Below are 11,219 nucleotides of genomic sequence, written 5' to 3'. Positions count from 1 at the left end.
GAACTAGCGTGGACCGCGCAGACGAAGATGCACCATCAACCGGAAGCGGACGTTGGGGTCGTCGAGATCCAACGCGGCCATACCCTTCAACTTGCTGAGGCGATACCGAAAGGTGTTGGGGTGCACGTGCAATGACGCCGCGGCGTCACCGACGTCACCGAAGGCGTTGAGCCACGCATCGAGGGTGTCGACGAACGAGGTCGCGTGGGCAGCGTCGTGGCTGGCGATCGCCTCGATGGGCCCGAGGTCCGAAAACCCTTCGGCTGCGGCTTCCGATGCGATCTCCAACAGAATGGCGTCGACGTGGACGCTGCTGAAAGTGGCGACGCTGCCCGACGCTCGTCCCGCCAACAACACTTCGAGGGCATGTTCGGCGTCGCGCTTCGATCGGCTCAACTGAGCCGGTCTGGTCACGACCCGGCCGATCCCGATGATCGTGTCGCCGGACGCTCCGGTGCGGTCCAGGAAATCCGAGGCCACACGGAACGCCTGCAGCTCGGCCTCTGCCGGGGAATGCCCTCGCACAGACAGCACCGCGTAGCCGGTTCCGTTGACCAATGCAGCCGCCGACTGCGAGTGGACGGCGCCGAGATGCATGGCCAGAGCGTCGGTCAGCCGCACCACGTGGGCGGCGTCGTCCGGTTTCGACGATCCCTCGAAAGACCTACGGCCCAAAGCCATCACGAGTGCGGGACCGGTCCCGAGGCCGAGGCGATTCATCGCGTCGACCGCACCGGACCCACCGTCGAGCAGGGTTGCGATCAGGTCTGCGCGCAGTCGACGCTCGGCGTCCGCGCCGCCGCGCAACCGCAACATCTGCAGCGCGATCAACCCGGCCGAATCGCGCAGTGCACGCATCCGGTCCTCGGACATCGGCTCACCGGTTGCCACCCACATGGAGCCGAGGAACTCGTCGCCGGCTCGGATGGACACGGCGATACGTCCCATTTTGGTACCGAGGGTCTCGGCAGAGACCCACACCGGATCGTCGCTGCGATAGAGCCGGTCGAAGACCCCTGCCTCTTCGAGCACTCGAATGTACTGGTCAGGAACCTGCCGCTCCAGAACGGTCGCGATACGTGGACCGTCTCCTTCTTCCTGGCGGCCGGAAAAGGCGATGACCCGTGAGCTTCGGTCCTCGATCGTGATCGGGGCATCCAAGAGTGCGCTGACGGCGTTGGCGAAGGCGAACAGATCGCCGGCCGGTCCACCTCCGCGTGAGTGGATGTGCCCGACTTCGTTTCGGGCGGAGAGCACCGAATGAAGCAGGCTTGTCAGCTGAACCCACGAAACTCCACGCGACAGAGCCAACAGGACGACACCGGAGGAGATGACGGATTCGCGGTCCGCATCGCTGACCTCGGTGGTCACCCGCGCGACCACCACGCGCACTCCGCGCTCGGCCAGGCCGGCGACGGACTCCGCGATACGTTGACCGCCGGTGATCCCGACCAGCAGCACCATGGAGTCAGCCGTCGAGGGTGAGTCGTCGTCGGGGTCGTGAATGACCACCGAGGCGATCTCCTGGACCGCCTCCGGGTCACCGACAACCGGATTCAGCACCGTAGTTCCCACGTCTTCGAGAAGCCGCACCAAACTGATGCGAGGTCGTACGGTGCCCACGTCTATCACTCCTTCGTCCTGTGAACGAAGTGTGTCATAGTGATTCGTCAAAGCCGATCCATACCGATCCATTCGACCGACGTGGTAATTGCTTCGAGCAGGTCAGGGATCGGTTCGACGCCGATGCCCGGTCCTTCCGGAACTTTCACGTAACCGTCGTCGAGCACGAACGGCTCAGTGATGTCTTCGGCGAAGTACCGGTCGGAGGCTGACGTATCGCCTGGCAGGACAAATCCAGGGAGCGCGGCAAGAGCGACGTTGGCGGCCCGGCCGATTCCGGTCTCGAGCATTCCGCCGCACCACACGGCAATTCCGTTGGCCTTGCAGACGTCGTGGATTCGACGCGATTCGAGATAACCGCCGACACGTCCCGGTTTGATGTTCACCACGCTGCACGCGCCGATGGCCAGCGCGTCTGCAGTGACCTTGGCGGAGGTGATCGACTCGTCTAGACAGACGGGCGTCCGCATCATCTCGGCCAACCTGGCATGGCCGCGCAGTTCCTCTTCGGGAAGCGGCTGCTCGATCAGCAGGAGGTCGAAGTCGTCCAGCCGCTGGAGATGGCGCGCGTCAGCCAAGGTGTACGCGGTATTCGCGTCGACCTGGAGGAGTACGTCGTCGCCGAACCGCTCGCGGACTGCGCGAACCGGCTCGATGTCCCAGCCCGGTTCGATTTTCAGTTTGATGCGTAGGTATCCGGCGTCGAGGAAGCCGCCCACCTCGTCGAGCAGTTCGTCGATCGAATTCTTGATACCCACCGAAACACCCGCGGGTACCCGATCGACCACTGCGCCGAGATACGAGGACATGCTCGTCCCGGCGGCGCGCAATTCGGCGTCGAGGAAGGCGGTTTCCAGGGCAGCTTTGGCCATCGGGTGCCCGGCGAACTGTTCCATCGTCGCGCTCAGCGCGTGCACGTCGGGATCGGCGAGTTCGCCCAGAGACGGAATCAGGAACTTGCGAAGGACTTCGGCGGCGCCGTCCGTGTATTCGGAGCAGTAGCGAGGATCGGACATCGCTACGCACTCGCCCCAGCCCTCTGACTCCGAGGTGACGACCTTGACGAACAACACGTCCTTGGTGGTCTCCGTGCCGAACGAGGTTCGAAACGGCGCCTTCAACGGCATTGCAGCCCGGCGCAATTCAACTCCGTCGATCTTCACGATGTAACCTCCGCTGTTGTCCTGCCGACCTGTGTTCCCGGCGCACGGTCCAGCACGTACTTTCCGGTTCTGGTGACGGCGAGAACCACTCCGTTCTCGGCGAGCACGCCCCCGAGAGTTTCGCGGACGGCCAGTCGCCAATCGTTCGCCGCCACCGGGTCCGACTTGCGCAGTGCGTACACGTCATTCGGCGTAGCCACCGTGACGAAACGATTCTTCGTCGACTTCAACACGGGCAGGCCGGCTTCGGAGACGGACAGCAGTTCGCTCGCCCCCAAGGACTCGGGAGTCGGGACTTCTCCCGAACCGGCGACGACATCGGAAACCTTGCTGCTACCGATCTCCCAGTCGATCAACAACCGGTCGCTGTCTGCGCCGCCGTTGAGGCTGTCGTTCATCGGCGCGTAGAAACGCGGCAGATACTGGACCGGAAACGCACCGAGTTTCGAGACGTTGAAATAGGCATTGCGCGCGACGAGCGGGTCGAAAGTCCACCGCACGTGGAGGATTCCCCGTTCCAGTGCCCACGCCCGCTGGAACAGTTTCAACGCCAGGCCGATGTGCCCGTTCTGCACGTTCGGGAGAATCCCCGTGATGTGCGAATGCAACGAACGATGTTGTGGCTCTTCGAAGAAGGCGACCGAGCCACCGATCAGGTCTCCGCCACGAAAAGCACCGGCGACGTAATTACCGGAGTGCGAGAGTGCTTTCATCATGTCCCGGTGTACAGGCGGATTTCCGCTCTCCGGCTGCCATACCTTCTCGAACAAGCCGAATACCTGTTCCAACTCTGCATGCCCGGTGACGGTTTCGATGGTCACACACGCAAGCAGAGCGGCCTGTTCGGCTTGGCTGATCGCCTGACGCATCCGCGTAGGCGAAACACCTCCCACCGGTTGAGCAATCTTGCGTTGGACATTGTTCGGCGACGTCATCGTCACAGTCCTCCCTCCAGGACTCGAGTCACCAGACCGGCCAGCAACGTGGCGCGCGGGATCATCTGATCTATCTCTACGTGTTCTGTGGCTGCATGGGCCCCACCGCCGACGGCACCGAGGCCGTCCAACGTCGGGGTTCCGACTGCAGCGGTGAAGTTTCCGTCCGAGGCACCGCCGACGGCGCAGTCGCGCAGCATCCCCAACCCGCTCTCACTGCTGACCTGATGAGCGAGAAAGTACAGCTTCTCCGACGACGCGGATTCCAGCGGCCCACGGTTGGGCCCTCCGGTTACCGAAATTCGACTTTCGGCCAGCACCGGCACCAGCGCGCGGATCGAACGATCGATGCGTTCCTGTTCCTTCGCCGACCACATTCGAACGTCACACCACAGTTGTGCCTGCGCTGCAACGGTATTGGTGGTGGTTCCGCCACTGATCACCGACGGCACCACCGACGTTCCCGCCGACGGATCCGCGAGCTCCACAACCGCCTGAATCTGATGCGCCAGTTCCACGACAGCGTTCACACCTCGCTCCGGTTCCAATCCGGCGTGCGCAGCGCGTCCCTCGATGTCGACGCAGTACAGCGACATGCCCTTGCGTGCCGTCTTCACCGCGCCGTCGGCGGCGGCCTCGAGGACCAACACAGCGTCGACCTGACGCGCTTGCTCCTCGATCAGTGCGCGCGAGGTCGGGGAGCCGATCTCCTCGTCGGAATTGAGGAGCACGACCACTCCGTCGAGCGACGGAAGCGATGCGAGCGCATGAAAGAGCTGGACGATGCCGGCCTTCATGTCGAAGACTCCGGGTCCGGTGGCGATGTTGTCGGTGACCGACCAGGGCAACTCCGCGAGCGTTCCGAGCGGCCAGACAGTGTCGAAATGGCCCAGGAGCATCACCTTCGGTTCCGTGCCGAAGGACCAACGCAAGTGCTGACGACCGTCGATGCGAATACGTTCCGGTGCGCTCCCGAGATGGCGTTCACCGATCTCGGCCACCACGTCCGCACATGCATCGACTGCGCTGAGGTCGGAACTGGGCGACTCGGCGGTTACCAGTGCCGCCAGGTCCGCCACCATTGTCTTCTTGTCCACTCCGACGCTCTCCTGTCACCGACTTGCAACTTCGCAAGTTCAGCTTGGTCGAACCACCCCGGTCGGATCTTGTCGAAGACTCCTGTCCTTCGGGCCGGGATTCGTCGTGTGCCACGAACGGCTGTCTGTAATAGGCAGCCGTGTCATGAAGCAGGTATGTCAGGTTCCGATCTCGGTTCGAGCGGCTAACAGCTCGGGGAAGAAGCTCAACTCCAACGCACGTTGCAGGAACCCGGCACCACCACTCGATCCGCCGGTCCCCTTCTTCATGCCGATCACGCGCAGCACCGTCCGAAGGTGCCGGAACCGCCACAACTGGAAGCTCTCCTCGAGGTCGACCAACTCCTCGAATGCCTCGTACGCCGTCCAGTGCTGTTCGACGTTCTCGTAGATTGCCTTGACCAGCGGAATCAACTCGTCGTTGCGCACGTAAGGCGCGCTGACGTCTCGTTCGAGAGCCGACGCCGGAACGTCGTAGCCCTGCCTGGACAGGTATCTCCAGAATTCGTCGTACAGCGTCGGCTCCCCGAGCAAGGTTTCCAACAATTGGTGGGCAGACGGATCCGATTCGAAGACTTTCAGCATGTCCGCGTTCTTGTTTCCGAGCACGAATTCCACGGCGCGGTACTGGTACGACTGGAACCCCGACGAGTTGCCGAGAACGCCTCTGAACTCCGCGTACTCCGCCGGCGTCAGTGTCGCCAACACCGACCACTGCTCGGTCAGTGTGGCCTGAATGTGTTTGACGCGCGCGATGCGCTTGAAGGCGACCCGGATGTCGTCGGCAGCTATAGCTGCTCTGGCCGCCCGTATCTCGTGGAGAAACAGCTTGAGCCACAACTCGCTGGTCTGGTGCTGAATGATGAACAAGAGTTCGTCGTGGTGCTCCGGATCGCTCACCGGATGCTGCGAATCCAGGAGGGTATCGAGTCCGAGGTAGGCCCCGTAACTCATCTTCTCGGAAAAATCGGTGACGACGTCGTCTTCGATCTTTCGTGTGCCGTCCGTTGCCGACATCTTCGGTCTCCTTCTCAGAATTTCGCTGGGGTCTGCGGAACGATCATGGCCACCAATGCGGCAGCGCTCGTCGCTCCGACCAGGACTCCGAACGCAGCCATGTACGAGAACTGGTCCACCATCCATCCCATCACGAGCGGCGTGACGAAACCGGCGAACTGACCACAACCGTTGATCAAACCCATTCCGGAACCGAGGAATTCGGCAGGAAGTGCCCTCAACGGCATCGCGAAGATCGACATCGAACACAGACCGCTGATGCCTAGAGCCAAGGTCTCGTAGAAGGTGAACATCGCGACGGTGTCGGCGGTGGTCATCAGGAACAACAGGACTGCCGACGTGGCCATACACGGAACCAGAAGAATCCGGGCCCGGTCGTGGAAGTACTTGTCCACCAATCGCCCGCCCAGAATCGTGGCCAAAGCCGTGACGATGAAGGGGATCGCGGCGAAGATCCCCGTGTCGATCAGCGAGAGCCCCTTGTCGTTGAGCAGATAACTCGGCACCCAGGTCATCAGCCCGTACGCGGACATGTTGCTCAGACAGAACAGAATCGCAAACTTCCAGACGGACGCGGACTTGAACACCGCGGCGCGCGAGTGAGCACTCGCCAGCGGTTGCAGCGCAGCCTCGGGATCTTCCGAGATCTTCGTGTCCAACGGTGCCGGCAGCACCAACCACACCACCGTGCCGATCGCGGCGCCGACGATCGCCACCAGCCAGAACGCGTCACGCCACCCCACCGCCATGAGAACCGGTGCGATGATCAGCGGTGCGACGCCAGGGCCGAGATTGTTGGCGCCGAGCATGAAACCCATCGCGGTTGCTCTGGTTTTCGGACGCGTCCGCTCTGCCAACGCCTTGAACGACGCAGCCGGAAAGAGCCCCTGGCTGATGCCGAACATCGCACGCATGACCATCAGCGAGACGAGACCCCACGCGAACCCTGTCAATGCGGTGAACACCGACCACAGGATCAAAGCCACGATCAACAGTGGCCGGGGTCCGTAGCGGTCGGCCAGCATGCCGCCGGGGACCTGCCCGAGCATGTAGAAGATCGCGAAGACCGAGACTACTCCGCCCAACTGTGTACTGCTGAGGGAGAATTCGTCGCCGATCATCGGAAGCGCAAGCCCGATCATCACACGATCCACCATGTCGATCAACCAGATCGTACTGAGCAGTCCGACCGTGACGGTGGTTGTGCGTCGAATCGACTTGTTGTCCATCATTGTTCGAACCGCTCCACCACTTGTGTGCGATGGTTCTTCGACTGTGACGCGTTCCGCCTTCATCAAGCCTCCCGGATTGTCTTGTGCCGCATGGACTAGAACATTGAAAGCCTGATGAAGTGTGACAGCGAACACGTCTACCGCATTGGTTCGTCCCACCAATACCCGAAGCAACGTTTGGTCGATCGGAACATGTTCTGCCCCAACAGATGACAAATGCCGCCACACACACGGTGTCGGCGGCATTCGAGGTCGAGTCGTTACTGCATTACGTGCGATTGGCGACTGCCACGATCGTCGAGACGCCTGCGGCTGCAAGCCGAGCATTGACAGTGATCAGACCGAGAATGTCGTCGACGCTGCCGAGTGTGTGCGAAATCGTACGATCCGCAATCCGTCGCGAGCCGGGAACAGCCTCGGCCAGTTCAGCTCCCGTGGTGGTGGGGTGAACGATCTCGAGGGTCCATTCGTCACGCAGCTCGACCGGCTTCAGTGTGTCGGCCTTGCGCACTGCACGCTCGGCGCCTGCCCGGATCTGCTCGCACGCCAACGACGGCGGCAGCGAATTGGTTGCCGACCATCCATGTGCCTTCTTGACCTCGACGGTCTCCGTCGTCGGCGAGGCCGCGTCCACCAGGCCGCAGATGATGTCGTCACCCGTCACCAGGCCGACGGGAACGCCCTGCGTCGCCGCGTAGAGAGTGTTGACGTCGGTCTCGGAGACGGACTTACCGTCGAGGCGGACGTCCGCGAACAAACTCGAGAACGTGTGAGCCAGGACGCCGGGGCCACCGGCGGGTGCGTGGTAGCCGACAAACAGGGCGACGTCGTGATCGGACGTCAGTCCCTCCGCCATGCACTGCATCTTCGGTGTTCCGAAGATCAGACGCGCCCGTGGATCCAGGTCGGCGTGAAGCAGATTGTCCATCGTTCCGTGGCTGTCGTTGACCAGGACGCTCGTCGCACCGGCGTCGAACGCACCGGCGATCGCAGCATTGGTCTCGGCGGTCATGAGCATCTGCGCACGGTGGTAGCCGCCACCGCCGCGGATCGTCTGATCGAGCGTCGCGATACCCGCGATACCCTCCATGTCCACCGAAATATAGACGTGCATTCCTGTCCTCCATCGATCTCAATCGGCTGAATTGATAACTTCGCTTTCACCTTCACACTCGAGCGCATCCGTTTCTTGTCCGCTCGAACGGTGAGTCGGCCTCCATTTGGGACGTTCACACCAGAATCCGATACCCGAGCCGTGAAACCATCGGGACATTCGCCGGGCCAGGCGGTTCGACCAACGACAGGAGTGCAGCGCTGATGCAGGTCCACGACATCGTGTTCACCGGCGGCCGCGTCGTCGATCCCGCATCGGGAACCGACGACGTTCGGGGCATCGCGATCACCGGCGGCAAGGTCTCGGCGTGGGGTCACGACGCGATCGAAGCCCGGCAAACGATCGACGTGACCGGTCAGGTGATCTGCCCCGGATTCATCGACCTGCACAGCCACGGACAGGAAATCGCCGAGCAGCGACTTCAGGCGTTGGACGGAGTCACCACGGCCCTCGAACTGGAAGCCGGTGTCATTCCTGTCGCGAAAGCATATGCGCGGGCCGGCGCCGAGGGCCGCCCGATCAACTACGGCTACGCGACGTCGTGGGCTCACGCCCGAATGATCGAACTCTCGGGAGCCGATCCCGACGGCGACATCAGAACGCTCCTGCACCATCTCGGTTCCCCGAGCTGGCAGGGCGAACCATCTGCCTCGCAGCGTGCACACATTCTCGAACTTCTCGAAAACGATCTGGCCGCAGGCGCTCTCGGTATCGGAGTGGTGGTCGGGTACGCCCCGAAATCCGATCCGACCGAGTACTTGCAGGTGGCGAATCTCGCGGCCCGCGCCGGTGTTCCCACCTACACCCATGCGCGCCCGCTCATCTCGGCCGATCCGTCGAGCCCGGTGGACGGTGCCGTCGAAATCGCCCGTGCAGCAGCCGAAACCGGCGCACACATGCACTACTGCCACGTCAACAGCACCTCGGGAATGCACGTCGACCATGCACTGTCGGTGGTGGCACAAGTTCAGGCTGCCGGATCACGCGTCACGACGGAGGCGTATCCGTACGGTTCCGGGTCGACGGCCGTCGGCGCTGCGTTTCTCGATCCCGACAAACTTCATCTGATGAATCTGACACCACGATCGCTGACATTCGTACCCACCGGTGAACGTATCGCGGACCGCAAACAGCTGGAACACCTTCGGGCAACCGACCCCGGTGGGCTGGTGCTGGTGGAGTTCCTCGACGAGAACGACACCGTGCAGCGCGAGTTCCTCGAAAGGGCGATGACTTTCGACCGCGCCGCCATCGCGAGCGACGCGATGCCACTGACCTGGCCGGGCCGTTCGTCTGCCGACGCCTTGCAGTGGCCGTTGCCGGAGAAGGCACTCGGCCATCCCCGCGGCGCCGGTACCTACGCGCGTGCGATTCGTACGCTGTACCGCGAGCGCCAACTGCTGTCGCTGTCGGAGATCATCGCGCGCTGCTCGTTGGTCCCCGCGCAGATTCTGGAGGAGTCGGTTCCCTCGATGGCGTCGAAAGGTCGGATCAGCCCCGGTAGCGACGCGGACATCCTCGTTTTCGACCCCGAGCGGATCACCGACAACGCCACCTACATCGACGGCACTCGCCCCTCCACCGGAATCAGCCGCGTGCTCGTCGGCGGAGTACCCGTCGTCGAAGGCGGTGCCGTGGTCGAGGACGCGTTGCCCGGTCGTCCGGTACGCCGCTCGTAGCCCGATTACGTTCTGACCTGCATAGTTCTGACAGAAAGTCACTACACATGAACACTTCGTCTGCAATCAACGGCACAATCGATGCCATGACGGATTTCGCGAACCCCCCGATCGGTTGGCAGCACAAGGCATTCGGCACCGACGTCGAAGGTCGCGACGGCTCCGACCTCGAGCCACTGGCGATCTCTGCACTCGACGGCAACCTCCTACTACCCGTGATGACACTCAATCGTGCAGCGATCGAGCACAACGTCGACCTCATGGCGCAGTTCTGTTCCGATCACGACGTGGATCTGGCGCCCCACGCGAAGACCACGATGAGCCCCGAACTGGTTCGTCGCCAACTCGACGCCGGTGCTTGGGCGATGACGGCGGCAACCGTTGCGCAGGCACGCATTCTGCGTGAATTCGGTGTGGACACGATCATCATCGCCAGCCAGGTTCTCGATCCCGCCGGCATTCGGTGGATCTGCGACGCTCAGGCCACCGACCCCGATTTCTTCGTCACCACCCTCGTCGACTCCGTCGAGAGCGTCCGGCTGATGGAACAGTTGATAGCGAAAGTATCACCGGCCAGCCGTATCCGGGTTCTCGTCGAACTCGGATACGACAGCGGACGCGCGGGTGCTCGCACTGTCGAGCAAGCTCTCGACGTTGCACGTGCGGCGGCGCAGGCTCCTTCGTTGACAGTCACCGGAGTCGAGGGATTCGAGGGCATGATGCCCGGAGCCTCGGTGGCCGCCCGTCGCATTTCCGTCGATTCATATCTCAAATCCGCGCGGGTGTTCACGGAAATCTGTGTCGCCGAGAACCTGTTCGAGAACAACTCCGCGAAGGCTCCCAGGCCACTGGTCACGTTCGGCGGCAGCGCTTTCCACGATCTTGTGGTGCGCGAGCTGGCCGGCCGCTGGGCACTCGACAACGGTGTACGCGTCGTCCTGCGCAGCGGTTGCTACATCACCCACGATCACGGTCTCTATGCCGAGACTTCGCCGTGGGCGGATGGTCCGCGAACCCTGCAGGGAGCCGCTGAGGTCTGGGGCGTAGTGCTCTCCATACCTGAGCCCGGCCGCGCGATCCTGGGCTTCGGTCGTCGCGACGTCGGATCCGACGCAGGCTTCCCCATAGTCCTGTGGCGCCGACGCGACGGATCCAACCGATCGGCGCGAGAGCTGACGATCACCGCCCTCAACGACCAGCACGCGTACGTCGACGTTCCAGCTGACTTCGACGTGAAGGTCGGCGATCTGCTCGGTTGCGGAATCTCGCACCCCTGCACCACGTTCGACAAGTGGTCACTGATTCCCGAGGTGGACTCGGACTACCGCGTCGTCGGTACGGTGCACACCTACTTCTGAG

Annotated in this window: 9 protein-coding genes; 2 read left to right on the top strand and 7 right to left on the bottom strand. The window is 62.7% G+C overall.

Annotated elements, in window-relative coordinates; all coding sequences use genetic code 11:
* Window positions 1-3: 3 nt before the first annotated feature.
* From ACFQ6H_RS19335 to ACFQ6H_RS19305, 7 genes are all read right to left on the bottom strand, one after another.
* Window positions 4-1,623 (bottom strand): PucR family transcriptional regulator, encoded by a 1,620-nt coding sequence (locus ACFQ6H_RS19335; RefSeq protein ID WP_378547702.1) that lies wholly within the window; start codon window positions 1,621-1,623, stop codon window positions 4-6.
* Between the two features lie 47 nt (window positions 1,624-1,670).
* On the bottom strand, window positions 1,671-2,786 hold the full coding sequence (gene menC / locus ACFQ6H_RS19330) for an o-succinylbenzoate synthase (protein ID WP_378647952.1): 1,116 nt from the start codon (window positions 2,784-2,786) through the stop codon (window positions 1,671-1,673).
* Entirely contained in the window at window positions 2,783-3,721 is a 939-nt protein-coding gene (locus ACFQ6H_RS19325) for a GNAT family N-acetyltransferase (RefSeq protein WP_378647950.1), read from the bottom strand. Before ACFQ6H_RS19325 ends, menC begins: the two co-directional genes overlap by 4 nt.
* Before the next feature lie 2 nt (window positions 3,722-3,723).
* Window positions 3,724-4,818, bottom strand: coding sequence for a M20 family metallopeptidase (locus ACFQ6H_RS19320; protein ID WP_378634502.1), 1,095 nt, complete (start codon window positions 4,816-4,818; stop codon window positions 3,724-3,726).
* Between the two features lie 159 nt (window positions 4,819-4,977).
* Entirely contained in the window at window positions 4,978-5,835 is an 858-nt protein-coding gene (locus tag ACFQ6H_RS19315) for a tryptophan 2,3-dioxygenase (protein ID WP_378448989.1), read from the bottom strand.
* A 14-nt stretch (window positions 5,836-5,849) separates the two neighbouring features.
* Entirely contained in the window at window positions 5,850-7,067 is a 1,218-nt protein-coding gene (locus ACFQ6H_RS19310; RefSeq protein ID WP_378547717.1) for an MFS transporter, read from the bottom strand.
* A 268-nt stretch (window positions 7,068-7,335) separates the two neighbouring features.
* Complete coding sequence (locus ACFQ6H_RS19305; RefSeq protein ID WP_378647948.1) at window positions 7,336-8,181, bottom strand: M55 family metallopeptidase; 846 nt, start codon at window positions 8,179-8,181, stop codon at window positions 7,336-7,338.
* 203 nt (window positions 8,182-8,384) lie between these two features.
* Between ACFQ6H_RS19305 and ACFQ6H_RS19300 the strand changes: the two genes are divergently transcribed.
* Both ACFQ6H_RS19300 and ACFQ6H_RS19295 read left to right on the top strand, forming a co-directional pair.
* Window positions 8,385-9,860: an amidohydrolase family protein gene (locus tag ACFQ6H_RS19300; protein WP_378647946.1), complete on the top strand. Its 1,476-nt coding sequence runs from the start codon at window positions 8,385-8,387 to the stop codon at window positions 9,858-9,860.
* Between the two features lie 47 nt (window positions 9,861-9,907).
* Entirely contained in the window at window positions 9,908-11,218 is a 1,311-nt protein-coding gene (locus ACFQ6H_RS19295; RefSeq protein WP_378647944.1) for an alanine racemase, read from the top strand.
* The last annotated feature ends 1 nt before the right edge of the window (window position 11,219 follow it).

The organism is Rhodococcus sp. NPDC056506, assembly GCF_042794945.1.
GTDB lineage: Bacteria > Actinomycetota > Actinomycetes > Mycobacteriales > Mycobacteriaceae > Rhodococcus_F.
Note: the sequence above shows the minus strand (reverse complement) of the source record. Positions and strands in the feature narration are given on the sequence as shown.

What these genes read in the sequence shown, in the direction of transcription:
- ACFQ6H_RS19325 (WP_378647950.1), bottom strand. Translation starts at nt 3,721, where the DNA reads ATGACGTCGCCGAACAATGTCCAACGCAAGATTGCTCAACCGGTGGGA.
- ACFQ6H_RS19315 (WP_378448989.1), bottom strand. Translation starts at nt 5,835, where the DNA reads ATGTCGGCAACGGACGGCACACGAAAGATCGAAGACGACGTCGTCACC.
- ACFQ6H_RS19310 (WP_378547717.1), bottom strand. Translation starts at nt 7,067, where the DNA reads ATGATGGACAACAAGTCGATTCGACGCACAACCACCGTCACGGTCGGA.
- ACFQ6H_RS19305 (WP_378647948.1), bottom strand. Translation starts at nt 8,181, where the DNA reads ATGCACGTCTATATTTCGGTGGACATGGAGGGTATCGCGGGTATCGCG.
- ACFQ6H_RS19300 (WP_378647946.1), top strand. Translation starts at nt 8,385, where the DNA reads ATGCAGGTCCACGACATCGTGTTCACCGGCGGCCGCGTCGTCGATCCC.
- ACFQ6H_RS19295 (WP_378647944.1), top strand. Translation starts at nt 9,908, where the DNA reads ATGAACACTTCGTCTGCAATCAACGGCACAATCGATGCCATGACGGAT.